Annotated in this window: 13 protein-coding genes; 4 read left to right on the plus strand and 9 right to left on the minus strand. The window is 70.0% G+C overall.

The window, feature by feature from the left end:
- The first annotated feature begins 61 nt into the window (after nt 1-61).
- Nucleotides 62-1,372, plus strand: coding sequence for an MFS transporter (locus P3T39_RS05400; protein ID WP_280696183.1), 1,311 nt, complete (start codon nt 62-64; stop codon nt 1,370-1,372).
- A 116-nt stretch (nt 1,373-1,488) separates the two neighbouring features.
- On the opposite strand, the gene P3T39_RS05405 is transcribed toward P3T39_RS05400, so the two are convergent.
- From P3T39_RS05405 to P3T39_RS05435, 7 genes are all read right to left on the minus strand, one after another.
- Nucleotides 1,489-2,772, minus strand: a complete 1,284-nt coding sequence (locus tag P3T39_RS05405; RefSeq protein ID WP_280696184.1) for a thymidine phosphorylase — start codon at nt 2,770-2,772, stop codon at nt 1,489-1,491.
- Nucleotides 2,773-2,895: 123 nt separating this feature from the next.
- Nucleotides 2,896-3,291 (minus strand): cytidine deaminase, encoded by a 396-nt coding sequence (locus tag P3T39_RS05410; RefSeq protein WP_280696185.1) that lies wholly within the window; start codon nt 3,289-3,291, stop codon nt 2,896-2,898.
- Nucleotides 3,288-4,556: an ABC transporter permease gene (locus tag P3T39_RS05415; RefSeq protein ID WP_280696186.1), complete on the minus strand. Its 1,269-nt coding sequence runs from the start codon at nt 4,554-4,556 to the stop codon at nt 3,288-3,290. Before P3T39_RS05415 ends, P3T39_RS05410 begins: the two co-directional genes overlap by 4 nt.
- A gap of 73 nt (nt 4,557-4,629) precedes the next feature.
- Nucleotides 4,630-5,781 carry an ABC transporter permease gene (locus P3T39_RS05420; protein ID WP_280696187.1) on the minus strand — a complete coding sequence of 384 codons (1,152 nt, stop codon included), beginning with the start codon at nt 5,779-5,781 and terminating at the stop codon, nt 4,630-4,632.
- 5 nt (nt 5,782-5,786) lie between these two features.
- Entirely contained in the window at nt 5,787-7,484 is a 1,698-nt protein-coding gene (locus P3T39_RS05425) for an ABC transporter ATP-binding protein (RefSeq protein WP_280696373.1), read from the minus strand.
- Between the two features lie 257 nt (nt 7,485-7,741).
- Nucleotides 7,742-8,803 carry a BMP family ABC transporter substrate-binding protein gene (locus P3T39_RS05430; RefSeq protein ID WP_280696188.1) on the minus strand — a complete coding sequence of 354 codons (1,062 nt, stop codon included), beginning with the start codon at nt 8,801-8,803 and terminating at the stop codon, nt 7,742-7,744.
- Between the two features lie 279 nt (nt 8,804-9,082).
- Nucleotides 9,083-10,273 carry an amidohydrolase gene (locus P3T39_RS05435; protein WP_280696374.1) on the minus strand — a complete coding sequence of 397 codons (1,191 nt, stop codon included), beginning with the start codon at nt 10,271-10,273 and terminating at the stop codon, nt 9,083-9,085.
- Between the two features lie 472 nt (nt 10,274-10,745).
- Between P3T39_RS05435 and P3T39_RS05440 the strand changes: the two genes are divergently transcribed.
- Nucleotides 10,746-12,812, plus strand: a complete 2,067-nt coding sequence (locus P3T39_RS05440) for a S53 family peptidase (protein WP_280696189.1) — start codon at nt 10,746-10,748, stop codon at nt 12,810-12,812.
- 88 nt (nt 12,813-12,900) lie between these two features.
- Here the strand turns inward: P3T39_RS05440 and P3T39_RS05445 are convergent, their stop codons facing one another.
- Nucleotides 12,901-14,490 (minus strand): methylmalonyl-CoA mutase family protein, encoded by a 1,590-nt coding sequence (locus P3T39_RS05445; protein WP_280696190.1) that lies wholly within the window; start codon nt 14,488-14,490, stop codon nt 12,901-12,903.
- Nucleotides 14,491-14,661: 171 nt separating this feature from the next.
- Between P3T39_RS05445 and P3T39_RS05450 the strand changes: the two genes are divergently transcribed.
- Both P3T39_RS05450 and P3T39_RS05455 read left to right on the plus strand, forming a co-directional pair.
- On the plus strand, nt 14,662-15,405 hold the full coding sequence (locus tag P3T39_RS05450; protein WP_280696191.1) for an SDR family oxidoreductase: 744 nt from the start codon (nt 14,662-14,664) through the stop codon (nt 15,403-15,405).
- A gap of 315 nt (nt 15,406-15,720) precedes the next feature.
- On the plus strand, nt 15,721-16,335 hold the full coding sequence (locus P3T39_RS05455) for a 2-oxo-4-hydroxy-4-carboxy-5-ureidoimidazoline decarboxylase (RefSeq protein ID WP_280696192.1): 615 nt from the start codon (nt 15,721-15,723) through the stop codon (nt 16,333-16,335).
- Nucleotides 16,336-16,342: 7 nt separating this feature from the next.
- Here P3T39_RS05455 and P3T39_RS05460 read toward each other — a convergent pair whose 3' ends face one another.
- On the minus strand, nt 16,343-17,068 hold the full coding sequence (locus P3T39_RS05460) for a hypothetical protein (RefSeq protein ID WP_280696193.1): 726 nt from the start codon (nt 17,066-17,068) through the stop codon (nt 16,343-16,345).
- Nucleotides 17,069-17,294 lie beyond the last annotated feature (226 nt).

The raw sequence follows: 17,294 nt of genomic DNA on the forward strand, positions 1-17,294 counted from the left end.
CATTGATTCTCCGTGATCCATGCATTGGACGCATCAAGCAGACCGGTCCTACGGTCGAACCATGTCGCCTGCCAGTACCGGGGCATCCGCAGCACCGCTGCCGGATGCCCTCCCCCAGCCGTCCCCTGCCGGCCCCGCCGCTCCCGCCGGATCGCCGGAGGAGGACCTGCGTCACCGCCCGGGCGAGCGCGGATTCCGCCGCGCCAACCTCGCGCTCTTCGCCGCCGGGATCGCCACCTTCGTCCTGCTGTACTCCACCCAGGGCCTGCTGCCGATCCTCTCGGCCGACCTCAACCTCACCCCGGGCCAGGCCAGTTGGACCGCCTCGGCCGCCACTCTCGGTCTCGCTCTGGCCCTGCTCCCCGCCAGCGCCCTCTCCGACCGCTACGGCCGCACGGCCGTGATGACGGCCTCCACCGTGGCCGCCTCCCTCCTCGCCCTGGCGCTGCCCTTCGCACCGGACCTGACCAGCATGGTCGTCCTCCGTGTTCTCCAGGGCGCCGCACTCGCCGGGCTGCCGGCGACCGCGATGGCGTACCTCGCCGAGGAGGTCCACCCGAGCGCGCTGGCCTCCGCGATGGGTCTGTACGTGGCCGGGAACAGTATCGGCGGCATGGGCGGGCGTCTGGTCTCCGGCTGGGTGGCCGCCGCCTGGGGCTGGCGCTGGGGGCTCGCCGCCTCGGCCGTCATGGCGCTGCTGGCCACCCTGGCCTTCCGGCTGCTCATCCCGGCCGCCAGGAACTTCCGCCGAGCACCGGTGGATCCCCGCGCCCTGGCCGGTACGGTCTCCGCCCATCTGCGCAATCCGCTGCTGCTGCGGCTGTACGCGCTCGGACTGCTGTTCATGGCCGTCTTCGGCGCGGTCTACAACACCGTCGGCTACCGGCTCACCGCAGCGCCCTTCAGTCTGCCGCAGTCGGTGGCCGCCTCGATCTTCGTGGTGTACCTGGTCGGCACCGCGTCCTCCGCCTCCGCAGGACGGCTCTCCGGACGCCTCGGCCGGCGCGGTGCCCTGTACGTCGCGATCGGCACCACGGCCACCGGGCTGCTGATCTCGCTGACGGGCTCGCTGCCCTGCACGCTGCTCGGCCTGGTCCTGATCACCGCCGGCTTCTTCGCCGGCCACGCGACCGCCTCGTCCTCCGTCGGCCGCACCGCCACCCACGGCCGTGCCCAGGCTTCCGCGCTCTACCTGATCGCCTACTACCTCGGCAACAGCCTCGGCGGCACCGTCGGCGCCGACGCCTACCACTCCACCGGCTGGACCGGCGCCGCCGCCGTGGGCCTGATCGCCATGACCCTCGCCACCGCCATCACCCTCTACGCCACCCGCCGGGCCGTCACCGCCCGCCGCGCCATGGCCGCCCACTGACCTCGCCCGGCCCGGGTTTCTCGACGGCGAAACGGTCAACGCCCGTGCGTCACGGTGCAGATGCACCGCAACGCACGGGCGTTGCCCTACGTGATTGCGTCCTACGCGACGCGGACCTACGCGATGCGGTCGAGGACGATCGGGGTCGGGGTGAACGCGGTGCCCGCCGGGGCGATGGTGACGCCGTCCTTCAGGGCCTCGATCGCGTAGTCGTAGCGCTCGGGGGTGTCGGTGTGGAGGGTCAGCAGGGGCTGGCCCGCCGTCACGGTGTCGCCGGGCTTGGCGTGCATCTCGACACCGGCACCGGCCTGCACCGGGTCCTCCTTGCGGGCGCGGCCCGCGCCGAGGCGCCAGGCGCAGACGCCGACGGCGTAGGCGTCGAGCTGGGTGAGCACGCCGGAGGCGGAGGCGGTGATGACGTGCTGCTCACGGGCGACCGGGAGCGGGGCGTCGACGTCGCCGCCCTGAGCGGTGATCATGCGGCGCCAGTGGTCCATCGCGGAGCCGTCGCGCAGCGCTTCGGCCGGGTCCTTGCCGTGGACGCCCGCCGCGGCGAGCATCTCGCGGGCCAGGGCGACGGTCAGCTCGACCACATCGGCCGGACCGCCGCCCGCCAGCACCTCGACCGACTCGCGAACCTCCAGCGCGTTGCCGGCGGTGAGCCCGAGCGGGGTGGACATGTCGGTGAGCAGGGCGACGGTGTTGACCCCGGCCGCGGTGCCCAGGCCGACCATGGTGCGGGCGAGTTCCTGGGCGTCGGCGAGGTTCTTCATAAAGGCGCCGGAGCCGACCTTGACGTCCAGGACCAGGGCGCCCGTGCCCTCGGCGATCTTCTTCGACATGATCGAGGAGGCGATCAGCGGGATCGCCTCGACGGTGCCGGTGACGTCGCGCAGCGCGTAGAGCTTCTTGTCGGCGGGGGCGAGGCCGTCGCCCGCCGCGCAGATGACGGCGCCGGTGTCGCGCAGCACGGTCATCATCTCGTCGTTGGAGAGCAGCGCCCGCCAGCCGGGGATGGACTCCAGCTTGTCCAGGGTGCCGCCGGTGTGGCCGAGGCCGCGGCCCGACAGCTGGGGTACGGCCGCGCCGCAGGCGGCGACCAGCGGGGCGAGCGGCAGCGTGATCTTGTCGCCGACGCCGCCGGTGGAGTGCTTGTCCGAGGTGGGGACGCCCAGGGCGGAGAAGTCCATCCGGACACCGGAGCGGATCATCGCGTCCGTCCAGCGGCTGATCTCGCGGAGGTTCATGCCGTTCAGCAGGATGGCCATGGCCAGGGCGGACATCTGCTCGTCGGCGACCTCGCCACGGGTGTAGGCGTCGATCACCCAGTCGATCTGAGCGTCGGTCAGCTCTCCGCGATCGCGCTTGGTCCGGATGACGGAGGGGGCGTCCATGGACATGGAATCTCCAAGAGGGTGGGTCAGATACTCACATGCGTAGAGTGCCGCAAAAACGAAGAGTGCCGCGAAAAGACCGGTTCTCGGTCTCTTCGCGACACTCTACGCGCGTAACAAGAGCCGTTGCTAGAGCCGCTCGGGGCCGAATGCATCCGGCAGGACCTCGGCCATGGTCTTCACGCCCGAGGGCAGCTCGACCAGCAGCTCGGGGCCGCCGTGCTCGTACAGCAGCTGGCGGCAGCGCCCGCACGGCATCAGCAGCTCACCGGTGCCGTCCACACAGGTGAAGGCCACCAGCCGGCCGCCGCCCGAGGCGTGCAGCGCGGACACCAGTCCGCACTCGGCGCACAGGGCGAGCCCGTACGAGGCGTTCTCCACATTGCAGCCGGTGACGGTACGGCCGTCGTCCACCAGGGCCGCGGCCCCGACCGGGAACTTGCTGTACGGCGCATACGCTCGCGACATCGCGTCGCGGGCGGCGGCGCGCAGCGCCTCCCAGTCGGGAATCCGAGTCGATGTCACTTGCCCTGGCCCTTGCGGTAGATCTGCCCGTCGGCCTTCGGCGGACGCAGCCGCTGCGAGGCCAGTGCGAGCACCACCAGGGTGATCACATACGGGGTGGCGACGATCAGCGGACGCGGCACCGAGTCGGTGGCGGCGAACCAGGCCGCGAGGCCACCGGCCACCACGATGCTGATGAGCGCACCGGTGAGCTTGCGCCGGTACAGCTGCCAGAGCGCCAGCAGCGCCATCGCGACGGCAACCACGATCAGCAGCACGTGCACCGAGTCGGCGTCGCGCAGCTGGAGGCTGTCGGTGAAGCCGAACAGACCGGCACCGGCGGCCAGGCCGCCCGGCAGCCAGTTGCCGAAGATCATCGCGGCGAGGCCGATGTAGCCGCGGCCCTGGGTCTGGCCGTCCTTGTAGAAGTGGGCCGCCACCAGCGAGAGGTACGAACCGGCCAGGCCCGCGAAGGCACCGGAGGCGATCACCGCGAGGTACTTGTACTTGTAGACGTTGACACCCAGCGACTCGGCGGCCGTCGGGTTCTCACCGCAGGAGCGCAGGCGCAGACCGAAGACCGTGCGCCAGAGCAGGAAGTAGCTGCCCACGATCAGCGCGGCGGCGATCAGGATGACCACCGAGAGGTTGGTGACCACACCGCCCAGCAGTCCCGCGACGTCCGAGAGCAGGAACCAGTGGTGGGACTCGACGGTCTCCAGCCAGTGCGACAGGCCCGGCACCGTGAGATACGGCAGCGAGTCGGCCGGCGGGGACTGGTTGGCACCGGCACCCGCGGAGACGTAGTCGGTGTAGTAGATCTTGTTGACGTACGCGCAGATGCCCGGGATCAGCAGGTTGATACCGACACCGGAGACGATGTGGTCGACACCGAAGGTGACGGTGATGATCGCGTGCAGCAGACCGCCGAGCGCGCCACCCGCCATACCGGCGAGCAGGCCGAACCAGGGGTTGACCAGGTAGCCGCCCCAGGCACCGCAGAAGGTACCGGCGACCATCATGCCTTCGAGGCCGATGTTGACCACACCGGCGCGTTCGGCCCACAGACCGCCGAGACCGGCGAGGGCGATCGGCACCGCCGAGCCGAGCGCGGCGGCGACCTGGCCGGAGGAGGTCAGGCCGTGGTTGCCGGTCAGTATGCCGACCACCGAGAGCAGCACGATGGCGGCTGCGATCAGCAGCAGGACGACCGGGGCCGAGAGCTTGGCCTTCTTGGCGGGCGCGCTGCCCGGCGACTTGGGACGAGTTGCAGTTGCGGTACTCATGCCCACACCTCGCTTCGCTCGGTGCGTGCTTCGCACAACACACAGTTCTTGATGGTTCGCTCGCTGCGCTCGCTCACGCCGAGACCTCCTTCTTGGCGGCCGCAGCGGCCTGCGCGGCGAGTTCCGCGCCGACCTTCTGCTGCTGGCGCTTCAGACCGAAGCGGCGCACCAGCTCATAGGCGACGACGACACAGATGACGATGACACCCTGCATGACCGTGACGATCTCCTGCGGGTAGCCGGCGAACGGCAGCTGGACAGCCGTGACGTCCAGGAAGGCGAACAGCAGCGCCGAGAAGGCGATGCCGATCGGCGAGTTGCGGCCGAGCAGGGCGATGGCGATACCGAGGAAGCCCAGGCCAGGCTGGAAGTTCTGGCCGTAGTAGTACGAGTTCTGCAGCAGGTCGGGCAGACCGATCAGACCGGCCAGCGCGCCGGAGACCACCATGCTGGTGAGCACCATGCGCTTGACGTTGACGCCCGAGGCGTGGGCGGCGCTCTCCGAGCGGCCGGTGGCGCGCAGGTCGAAGCCGAAGCGGGTGCGGGTGAGCACCAGCTGGAAGACCACGCCGACCAGTGCGGCGACGACGATGAAGCCCCAGAGGCTGCCGCCCTGCGTGTCCAGCGCGAAGAAGTGGCTGGAGGCCGAGATCGGGTCGGTCTGGATGGAGTTGCTGGTGCCGCTGGACTTCGGCGCGAAGACGCCGGGGACGAGCAGCAGGCCGACCACGGCGGTGGCGATGGCGTTCAGCATGATGGTCGAGATGACCTCGCTGACGCCTCGGGTGACCTTGAGGACACCGGCGATACCGGCCCAGATGCCACCGACCAGCATGGCGACGATCAGCAGCAGCGGGATCTGGATGAACGAGGGCAGGTCCACCTGGGCGCCGATGAAGGCGGCGAACAGCGCGGCCAGCTTGTACTGGCCCTCGGCACCGATGTTGAACAGGTTCATCCGGAAGCCGAAGGCGACCGCGACACCCGCGAGGTAGTAGGTGGTGGCCCGGTTGAGGGTCAGCACCTGGGCGTCGGACTTGGTGCCGTACGTGAACATCACGTCGAAGGCGTGGAACGGATCCTTGCCGGAGGTCGCCAACAGGGCGGCACAGATGACCACCGAGAGCAGCACGGCCAGCACCGGCGCGGCGAGGCCGAGCAGGATGCGCTCGCCGTCGAAACGCTTGGCCGCCGGCTTCTTGGCGGTGTCAGGACTACTGGTCATGTGACTTACTCCCCCGCCTGCGCGTTGCCGTCGGCGGTGTCGGTGGGCTGGTCGCCCTCGGCGGTCTCGGCCTCGGCCTCAGCGGTCTCGGCTCCGGCGGTCTCGGCCTCAGCGGTCTCAGCCTCAGCAGCCTCGGCGGCCTCGGCCTCGGTGCCCTCGATCGCGATGGCGTGGGCCTCGGCTACGGCTTCGGGGGGCGACTCGATGTGGCCGGCGGCCGCACCGGTCATCGCGGTGCCCAGGTCCTCGGCGGTGACGGTGGCCGGGTCGGCGTCCGCGACCAGGCGGCCGCGGTAGATGACCCGGATGGTGTCGGAGAGGCCGATCAGCTCGTCCAGGTCTGCGGAGATCAGCAGGACGGCCAGGCCCTCGCGCTGGGCACCGCGGATCTGCTCCCAGATCTGCGCCTGTGCGCCGACGTCCACACCGCGGGTGGGGTGGGCGGCGATCAGCAGCTTGGGGTCGTGGCTCATCTCGCGGCCGATGATCAGCTTCTGCTGGTTGCCACCGGAGAGCGAGGCCGCGGTGACGTCGATACCGGGAGTACGGACATCGAACTCCTCGACGATCCGCTGGGTGTCCTTACGGGCGGCAGCCGGGTCGAGCAGCACGCCCTTGGAGTTCGGGGCCTCGGTGACATGGCCGAGGATGCGGTTCTCCCAGAGCGGGGCCTCCAGCAGCAGGCCGTGCTTGTGGCGGTCCTCTGGGATGTAGCCGATACCGGCCTCGCGGCGGACCCGGGTGAGCGATCCCGAGAGGTCCGCACCGTCCAGCACGACGCTGCCCGCGTCCAGCGGCAGCATGCCCATGATGGCCTCGACCAGTTCGGCCTGGCCGTTGCCCTCGACACCGGCGATACCGAGGATCTCGCCCTTGCGGATCCGCAGCGAGATGTCGTCCAGGACGACGCGCTCGATGCCCTCGGCGTCGGCCTTGGCGATCCGCAGGCCCTCGACCTTGAGCATCTCGACATCGGTGACGGTGGACTCGCGGCTCTCCGGGGAGGGGAGTTCGGCACCGACCATCATCTCGGCGAGCTGACGGGCCGTCACATCGGCCGGGTCGGCGTCGCCGACGGTGGTGCCACGGCGGATGACGCTGATCGCGTCGGCGACCGAGAGCACCTCGTGCAGCTTGTGCGAGATGAAGATGACGGTGACGCCCTCGGCCTTGAGCTCGCGGAGGTTGCCGAAGAGCGCTTCCACCTCCTGCGGCACCAGGACGGCGGTGGGCTCGTCCAGGATCAGGATCTTGGCGCCGCGGTAGAGCACCTTGAGGATCTCGACGCGCTGGCGGTCGGCCACGCCCAGGTCCTCGACCAGGGCGTCCGGGCGGACGCCCAGGCCGTACTGGTCCGAGATCTCCTTGATCTTGGCCTTGGCCGTGGCTCCTATTCCGTGCAGCTTCTCGCCGCCCAGGACGACGTTCTCCCACACGGTGAGGTTGTCGGCCAGCATGAAGTGCTGGTGCACCATGCCGATGCCGCGCACGATGGCGTCGCCGGGGGTGTTGAACTCGACCTGCTCGCCGTTGATGGCGATGGTGCCCTCGTCGGGCTTCTGCATCCCGTAGAGGATCTTCATCAGCGTGGACTTGCCGGCGCCGTTCTCGCCCATCAGGGCGTGCACGGTTCCGCGCTGCACGGTGAGGTTGATGTCGTGGTTGGCCACGACACCGGGGAAGCGCTTGGTGATGCCGCGCAGTTCGACGGCCGGTGTCGCCGTCCCCGCGCTGGGGGTGCCGCCCTTGCTGAGGGCGGGGTCGGAAGCGGTGATGGCGATCTCCTGGTGGTCTGGAGGCGCGTCGTTGCGCTGGAGGGCCAAGGCAAAGGGGGGAGGGGGGAGGGGGGACGGGACGGGGCCCGGTGGAGCGCGTCATGCGCGCCCTGCCGGGCCCCTCCCTGATGGTGCGTCAATCATGCCCGCTGCCTGGCAGAAGGCAGTGGCAGGCGAGGCTGGTGTCAGCTCTGCGGAGCGGTCGGGACCTTGGTGGCACCCGTGGTGATCGCCTTGGTGGCGTCGTCCAGCTTGCCCTTGATGTCGTCGATGTGGCCGCCGCTGGTGGCCAGCGAGACACCGTTGCTCTTCAGGTCGAAGTTCTTGACGCCGGTGAACGGGTTGCCGTCCTTGGCCGCCTTGATGTACTCGAACACCGCGACGTTCACGTTCTTCACCATCGAGGTGAGGATGTGGTCCTTGTACTTGGACAGCGCGGGCTGCTGGGCCTGGTCGGCGTCGACACCGATGGCCCACTTGCCGGCCTGCGAGACGGCCTCGATGGCACCGGCACCGGAGGAACCGGCGGCGGTGTAGATGACGTCCGCGTCCTTGTCCAGCTGGCCCTGGGCGGCTTCCTTGCCCTTGCCCGGGTCGTTGAAGCCGCTGAAGTCCGGCGGGGTGGTGAGGTAGGTGGTCTCGACCTTGATGCTCGGGTCGACCGAGGCGACGCCCGCCTTGTAACCGGCCTCGAACTTCTTGATCAGCTCGGACTGGACACCACCGATGAAGCCGACGTGCTTCTTCTGGGTCTTCAGCGCGGCGGCGACACCGGCGAGGTACGAGCCCTCCTGCTCCGAGAAGGTCAGCGAGGTGACGTTGCTCGGCTGGGTGGCCGAGGCGGAGTCGATGATCGCGAACTTGACGTTCGGGTTGTCCTTGGCGACCTTCTCGACGGCCGACTGGTAGACGAAGCCGACGGCGATGACCGGGTTGTAGCCGTTGGAGACCAGCGTCTTGAGACGGGTCTCCTTGTCGGCCTCGGCCTCACCGGTCTTGGCCTCGGCCTCGGTGACGCTCACACCGAGCTGGGCCTTGGCGTTGTCGAGACCCTTGGCGGCAGAGTCGTTGAAGGACTGGTCGCCACGGCCACCGATGTCGTAGGCCATACCGACCTTGAGACCGGAGCCGCCCGAGGAGCCGGAGGAGGCGGAGGTGTCGGTGCTCTTTGCGCCGCAAGCGGCGAGCGAGGCGATGCCCAGGGATCCCGAGAGCACAACCGCGGCGAGCTTCATTGAACGGCGCAAGGGAGTTTCTCCTTCTCACACACCCGTTTGGCGTGGTCGAGCGCCACCGTAACGCGCGTAGAACACGGTTGGGTTACGGCCTGCGAGGGCATTCGGGTTGTTATCAAAATGTGGTCCTACGTCCGGACGAAGCGGACAAATCCCGATACCCGCACCACCCGAACTGTCAGTACCGGATGGTAAGGACGAACACCCTGCGCCAGTGAATGAACACCCTACGCCAAGACACCTCCGCCGTTCGCCCTTTGGCGTTCACATCCCGCATTCACATCCCGTCGTTCACACCCGCCCGTACTCCAGCGCAAGGGCCGCGAAAAGCTCCACGCCGATACCGATCGCCCGCTCGTCCACGTCGAAATCGCCCTGGTGCAGGTCACGCACCCCCTTCTCGTGCGGCGCCCGGACCCCGAGGCGTGCCAGCGCACCCGGAGCCTGCTCCAGATACCAGGAGAAGTCCTCGCCGCCGAGGCTCTGTTCGGTGTCCTCCACCACCGGGCCGCTGCCGTCGTCGAAGCGGGCCGTCATCGCGGCCTCCAACTGGCCGATGGACTCGTGCTCGTTCACCACCGGGGGCACACCTCGGTGGTAGTCGAGCGTCCACTTGGCCCGGTAGGTCTCGGCGATCTTGGCGATCAGCTCGTGCAGCGTCTCCGGCGCCTCGCGCCAGCCCGGCAGCTCCAGACAGCGAACGGTGCCCTCCAGTTCGGCGTGCTGCGGGATGACGTTCGGCGCCGATCCCGAGGTGATCCGGCCCCAGACCAGGCTGACGCCCCAGCGCGGATCCATCCGGCGCCCCAGCGCGGCCGGCAGGTCGGCGGCCATCCGCGCGATCGCCGTCACCAAGTCCGTGGTCAGGTGCGGCCGGGCGGTGTGGCCGCCGGGGCCGTCCAGGTGCAGCACCAGACGGTCGCAGGCCGAGGTGATCGCACCGATCTTCAGGCCGATCCGGCCGACCGGCACCCTCGGGTCGCAGTGCAGCGCGAAGATCCGGCCGACCCCCTCCATGCCGTCCGCCGCGATCACATCCAGCGCGCCGCCCGGCATCACCTCCTCGGCCGGCTGGAAGATCAGCCGGACCGGCTGCTTCAGCTCCCCCGTCCCGAGGGCCTGGGTCAGCACCAGTGCGGTGCCGAGCGCGATGGAGGTGTGCACATCGTGCCCGCAGGCGTGCGCCCGGCCCGGCAGGGTGGAGTGGTACGGGACCTCGGTCTTGGCGTCGTCGATCGGCAGCGCGTCGATGTCGGCGCGGAAGGCCAGGAACGGCGTGCCGGGCTTCGTCCCGGGCGGCACAAGGTCCACGATCATGCCGGTGCCGCCGGGCAGCACCCTGGGGGTCAGCCCGGCCTCCACCAGGCGCTCGCGCAGCAGTCTGGTGGTACGGAACTCCTGCCGGCCCAGTTCCGGGTGGCGGTGCAGGTCGCGCCGGAAGGCGATCAGCTCAGCCTCGTACACCCGCACCAGGGCCCGCAGATCGGACCCTGGACGGGCGGCGCCGGCACGGACGGGGGGCTTGGGTGCGGTCTCGGCGGCCTGAGGTTCGTTCACCTCAACAAGAGTAGGCCGGTGAAAGGGATTTGGCCTGACTTCCGGCGAACCTGCGCTTACCGGTCGTGCAGGTGGGTATGACATACCGTTTCAGCCGCCTTCCCGATGATCACTGTCCTGTGCAACGAGCTCCCGGCCGGACGGACACGGCGGCATCCCTCACCTTCCGCAATGCCCCCCTCTGCCCGCATTGCCCCGCCATGCGCCCCTACAGGCCGGTCATGCACTGGCAAAGCTTTGACATGCACTCTTGAACAACGCACACATACGCGAATAGACAACTAGCGCACAGTCAACTTTCCAGCCACGACCGGGTGAACCGGTCGCGGCGTGCTCCGTCATGCCCTCACGAAGGCGCCCTGACGGCCCGTCCATTCGAAGAATGTGGGGAACCCACGTGCCAACTGCACGAACCCTGCGCACCCGGACGGCGGTGGCGGCTCCGGCCGTTGCCGCGCTGATCCTGGGGACGCTCGCGGTCGCTGCTCCCGCCGGAGCTGCCACCCCGGTCAACGAGCAGACCGCCAAGGAGCTCCCGGGCAGCCACCCGGCCTGGGCCACCGCACAGGCCGACCTCGGCGCCGTCGCCGACTCCGCCCAGAGCACCGCGCGGGTCTACCTGGCCGGTCAGGACCAGGCCGGCCTGGCGGCGCTCGCCCAGGCCGTCTCGGACGTGAACTCGCCCAAGTACGGTGAGTTCCTCTCCACCGAGGACACCCAGGCCAAGTTCGGCGCCACCCCGGCCCAGGTCAAGGCGGTCACCGCCTGGCTGACCGGCGCCGGCCTCAGCATCTCCGAGAGCACCTCGCACTACATCCAGGTCTCCGGCAGCACCAGCGCGCTGACCAAGGCCTTCGGCACCCCCTTCCACAGCTACCGGACGGCCGACGGCACCCACCGCGCCCCGGCCCGCAACGCCGTGGTCCCGGCCGCCGTCGCGAACGCGGTGCTGGCCGTCGGCAACCTGAGCGACGCCCCGCACAAGGCCGTCTCGCAGGCCGTGTCGGTCAAGGACGCCGAGAACGCCGCAGCCGCCGCCCAGCCGCGGCTCGGCCTCTCCCCCCAGGCCGCCAAGCCGGACGCCGGTCTGCCGACCGTGCCGACCTGCTCGGACAACGGCTACGCCAGCAAGGTCGCCAAGGGCGCTCCGGCCGGGTACGAGAAGAACGAGCCCTTCGCTCCCTGCTCGTACACCCCGACCCAGCTGCGCAAGGCGTACGGCATCACCGATGCCAAGGTGACCGGCAAGGGGGCCCGGGTCGCCATCATCGACGCCTACGCGCTCGGCACCATGGAGCAGGACGCGAACCACTTCGCCTCCCTGCACGGCGACAAGCCGTTCGCCAAGGGCCAGTACACCGAGGTCGTCACCAAGGACAAGTGGAACCACCAGGCCGACTGCGGTGACTGGTCCGGCGAGGAGGCCCTCGACGTCGAGATGGCGCACGGCCTCGCGCCCGACGCCAAGGTCGTCTACGTCGGTGCCAACTCCTGCATGGACGCCGACCTGAACGCCGCCCTGGCCAAGGTCGTCGACGGTCACCTGGCCGATGTCGTCTCCAACTCGTGGGGCGAGATCATGCACGGCAAGAGCGGCGACCTGGACCCCGCCGTCATAGCCGCCGACAACCAGCTCTTCGAGCTCGGTGCCCTCGAGGGCATCAGCTTCACCGTCTCCAGCGGTGACTGCGGCAACAGCTCGCCCGGCGCTGCCGCGACCGGCATCAACTGCGAGAAGGACACCAAGGAGGCCCAGGCCGACTGGCCGTCCGCCTCGCCGTGGGTCACCTCGGTCGGCGGCACCGCCCTGGAGCTCGCCGACAAGAGCGGCAAGTACGGCCACGAGGTCTCCATGGGCGACCAGCGCTCGGTGCTCTCGGCCGACGGCAAGTCCTGGGACCCGATGCCCGGCTTCTTCTACTTCGGTGGTGGCGGCGGCGTCTCCAAGGACTTCCAGCAGCCCTGGTACCAGAAGGGCGTCGTCCCGAACTCCATCGCCAAGGTGGCGGCAGACGGCACCAAGTCGCTGACCCCGCTGCGCGCCACCCCGGACGTCGCGATGAGCGGTGACCTGGTCGCCGCCACCCTGGTCGGCTACACCCCCGACAAGGGCGCCTACAGCGAGGGCGGCTACGGCGGCACCTCGGTCTCCTCCCCGGAGCTGGCGGCCGTGCTGGCCGACACCATCCAGGAGCGCGGCGGCCGTGCGATCGGCTTCGCCAACCCGGTCCTCTACGACCGGGCCGGCACCAAGGCGTTCCACGACGTCAACAACGCCGCCGTGCACACCCCGTTCGGCAACGTCGTCGACCTCGGCATGATCGGCGGCCAGCTCAAGGTGCGCCTGTACAAGGTCGGCGCCGACTACGGTCTGACCGCGTCGAAGGGCTACGACACCGCCACCGGTGTCGGCACCCCGAACGGTGTGGACTACTTCAAGTCCTTCCAGCTGCGCAAGCACTGAGGATGAACCGAAGGGCCCCGAGTCGTCCGCGACCCGGGGCCCTTCGGCCTTCCCGACCGGTGCCGGAAGCCGGTCTCAGCGGCCGGTCTCAGAAGCGGTCGACCGGGGTGTACGTCCCCCAGACCTCGCGCAGCGCGTCGCAGACCTCGCCGACGGTCGTCCTGGCCGCCAGCGCCTCCTTCATCGGGTAGAGCACGTTGTCGCTGCCCCCGGCCGCCCTGCGCAGCGCGGTAAGCGACCGCTCGGCGGCCGAACTGTCGCGCTCCGCACGGAGCCTGGCCAGCCGCTCGGCCTGCCGGGCCTCGATCGCCGGGTCCACCCGCAGCGGCTCGTAGGGCTCCTCGGCGTCCAGCTGGAAGCGGTTGACGCCGACCACGGTCCGTGCGCCGGAGTCGGTCTCCTGCTGGATCCGGTACGCGGTGCGCTCGATCTCCGACTTCTGGTAGCCCTGCTCGATCGCGGCCACCGCACCGCCCATCTCATCGACCCTGGCCATGAGTTGGAGCGCGGCGGCCTCGACCTCGTCGGTCATCGACTCGACCGCGTACGAGCCCGCGAACGGGTCCGCGGTCGCGGTGACGTCGGTCTCGTACGCGATCACCTGCTGGGTGCGCAGTGCCAGTCGGGCGGCCTTCTCGGTGGGCAGCGCGATCGCCTCGTCGAAGCTGTTGGTGTGCAGCGACTGGGTGCCGCCGAGCACCGCCGCCAGCGCCTGGACCGAGACCCTGACCAGGTTCACCTCCGGCTGCTGGGCGGTGAGTTGGACGCCTGCGGTCTGGGTGTGGAAGCGCAGCATCAGCGACCTGGGGTTCTTCGCACCGAACTCCTCGCGCATCACCCGGGCCCAGATCCGGCGTGCCGCACGGAACTTGGCGACCTCCTCCAGCAGCGTGGTGCGGGAGACGAAGAAAAAGGAGAGGCGCGGCGCGAAGTCGTCCACGTCCATCCCGGCGGCAACGGCGGTACGGACGTACTCGATGCCGTTGGCGAGCGTGAAGGCGATCTCCTGCGCGGGGTTCGCCCCGGCCTCGGCCATGTGGTAGCCGGAGATCGAGATGGTGTTCCACTTCGGGATCTCGGCGCGGCAGTACTGGAAGACGTCCGCGATCAGCCGCAGGCTCGGCTTCGGCGGGAAGATGTACGTCCCGCGCGCGATGTACTCCTTCAGCACGTCGTTCTGGATCGTGCCGGTGAGCCGGTCGGACGCCACCTGCTGTGCCTCACCGACCAGTTGGTAGAGCAGCAGGAGCAGGCTGCCCGGTGCGTTGATGGTCATCGAGGTGGAGACCTCGCCCAGCGGGATACCGCCGAACAGCACGCTCATGTCCTCGACGCTGTCGATCGCCACGCCGACCTTGCCGACCTCGCCCGCCGCGATCGGGGCGTCCGAGTCGTAGCCCATCTGGGTCGGCAGGTCGAAGGCGACCGAGAGGCCCATGGTGCCGTTGGCGATCAGCTGCTTGTAGCGGGCGTTGGACTCGGCGGCGGTACCGAAGCCCGCGTACTGGCGCATGGTCCACGGCTTGCCGGTGTACATCGTCGGGTAGACGCCCCGGGTGAAGGGGTACTCACCGGGCCTGCCGAGCTTGGCGGCCGGATCCCAGTCGGCGAGCGCCTCGGGACCGTAGAGCGGCTCGATCGGGTGACCGGACTCGGAACGGCGGGGCTCGGCTGCCATGGGATCCTCCGCGGGGTGAGGGCGCGACTGCTACGCAATGTAGTGGGGCATGCGCAAAACCGGCACCCGCCACGGCCGTGGCCTCGCCCGCAGGCCCCCCACCCTCGGATTGGGATGACCGGCCGAATGCGATGATCGTTGCACAACCGGTATCTCTCCCCAGGAGTGGCAATGACCGAGCAGAAGGTGGCCGTGGTCACCGGTGCGAGCAGCGGAATCGGCGCGGCGACCGCCCGACGGCTGGCGGCGGACGGCTTCGAGGTGGTCCTCACCGCACGACGCACCGAACGGATCGAGGCCCTGGCCAAGGAGATCGGCGGTCGCGCCTACACCCTGGACGTGACCGACCGCGCCGCCGTGGACGCCTTCGCGGCCGAGGTCGGCCGGGTGGACGTGCTGATCAACAACGCCGGCGGCGCCATCGGTGCGGAGTCCGTCGAGAACGGCGACCCGGACGACTGGCGTGCCATGTACGAAGTCAACGTGATCGGCGTCCTGCACATGACGCAGGCACTGCTGCCCGCCCTGCGGGCCACCGGCGACGGGACGGTGCTGGTGCTCTCCTCCACGGCGGCGCTGGCCGCATACGAGGGCGGCGGCGGGTACGTCGCGGCCAAGCACGCCGCGCACACCATCGCGGCGACACTTCGGCTGGAACTGTGCGGGGAGCCGATCCGGGTGATCGAGATCGCCCCGGGCATGGTCAGGTCGGAGGGCTTCGCGGTCACCCGCTTCCGGGGCGACGAGGACAAGGCCGCGGCGGTGTACGCGGGTGTCGCCGAGCCGCTCACCTCCGAGGACATCGCCGACACCGTCTCCTGGGCCGTCACCCGCCCCTCCCACGTCAACATCGACCTCCTGGTGGTCCGCCCCCGCGCCCAGGCCGCCAACCACAAGGTCCACCGCGACCTCTGACCCCCACAAGCAGCACCGGCAAACGCAGGCGCGAACCCCCAAGGAGCGCGGTGGCGCAGGCGCGACCCCCAAGGGGCGCGGGGGACCTCGCCCCACCAGGTGACTTGCGCTTGGTTGCCTCTACCTGACTTGCGGGTGTCAACGTCACAACTTGATAGCTCGATCGGATGAATTCTGCGCGCCACCTCCCAAACTGATGAGCCCTCAACTACCGTGGTCCCGCTGCCGGGCCGGGCCTTCTGACACCCGCCCCGGCCCCGCTTCCACAGGTACGTCGCGCTATCGCACAGCACTTAGCTTTCGTCTGCCGACCCGGTGCCCCCGTACCCCATGCTGGGTGGAGCACCCACCTCCCTGCCCACTCCTCACGAGGAGGACCCGCTGGCCAGCGACATCCCGCCGCAGCGACTCACCCCCCTGTCGGCGCCGTCCCTGCTCGGGCTTCACCGCTTCAACGAGGCCGACCCCGGCGCCGCCGAGGAGGCCCTGCTGGCCTGTTGCGGCAGCCACCGATGGGCCCTGCGGCTCACCGCCCATCGCCCCTACCCCGACATAGAGTCCCTGCTGGCCGCGGCCAGCGAGGCCTCGTACGACCTGCGTCCGACCGATCTGGCCGAGGCGCTGGCGGACGAGAGCTGGATGCCGCAGCCACTGCTCGGCATGCGCGCACCCGGCAGCCAGGCGGCCCACACCGCCCTGCGCGCGGCGCACGCCGCGTACGAGGCACGGTTCGGCCATGTCTTCGTGGTCTGCCTGGACGGCGTGGACCCCGAGGAGATGCTCGACACCGTGCTCAGTTCCATCCGCACCCGGCTGGCGAACGACCCGGACGAGGAGCGGCTGATCGCCTCCGACGAACTCCGTCGGATCGCCCTGACCAGACTGGAACACCTGGTCGCCACCCACTCACAGGCCAGCCCCGCCCGCTAGCCCGCCCCTACCGCTGCTGCGCCTTCAGCAGCTTCGCCACCTGCGCCCGGACGAGCCTGTCGTCCGGCGCGGGTGGCTGATCCTTGCCCACCCCGACGGTGCTGAAGACCGCCAGCACCGTGCCCGTCCGCGCCATCAGGGCGCGCTGCGCGAGCACGGCCGAACCCGATTCATTCGTCAGGGTGAACGCGGTCGCGCCGTCCGCTCCCTCGGGGGTGGGCGTGTCGAGCCTGGTCAGCCGATGCCTGGTGCGCACCACGCCCCCCGTGTGCCCCGCCGGGCCGGCGCTGTGTCCGATCGAGGTGAAGCTGCCGCACTGGGCCAGCACCTGCTCCAGCTCGGTCTGGATGTCCGCGGCACGCCCGGGCCTGAAGGCCAGCAGGCCGGTGTAGACGCTGCCCGTCGGCCCGGTGGCCGGCGCCACGCTCAGGTCGGTCTCGGCGATCGGCCCGGAGGTCGCCTTGGTCGGTGCCAGGGCGTTGAGCACGGGCTGACACGCCGCCGTGTCCGAGGTCTCGTGGTCCGCACCCTGCGCCGTCTCATGGCCGGGGGTCATCACGGTGACCGCGTACCCGGGGCCGAGGTCGGCATCGCCGACGGCGGCGGCGCGCAGCTGATCGGCGGTCAGCTGCTGGGCGGCCCCCGCCCGGTCCGAGGACGGGGTGACGGTGGTGCAGCCGGCCACCAGCGCGAGCAGCGCGCAGCAGAGGACTCGGAGGGGGCGGTACGGCACGGGCGGTCCTCAGGGGTACCCCCTGACGAAGTCCGGGGGAGGTGGGAGCGGGCGGTGGGGTGCGCGGCACCGTAGCGCAACCGGACGGGCACGCACCGTCACTGCATCCGGGTGCCATTAGGCCGTGAGTGCTGCTTTGATCACACCTGACACCCCCGGAGGCGGTTCACGACAAGGCGTCGATAGGATGCTCGCGGCCGGTGGACCGTACCCGGCCGGGCTGACC

The sequence above is a fragment of the Kitasatospora sp. GP82 genome (genome assembly GCF_029892105.1).
Lineage (GTDB): Bacteria > Actinomycetota > Actinomycetes > Streptomycetales > Streptomycetaceae > Kitasatospora.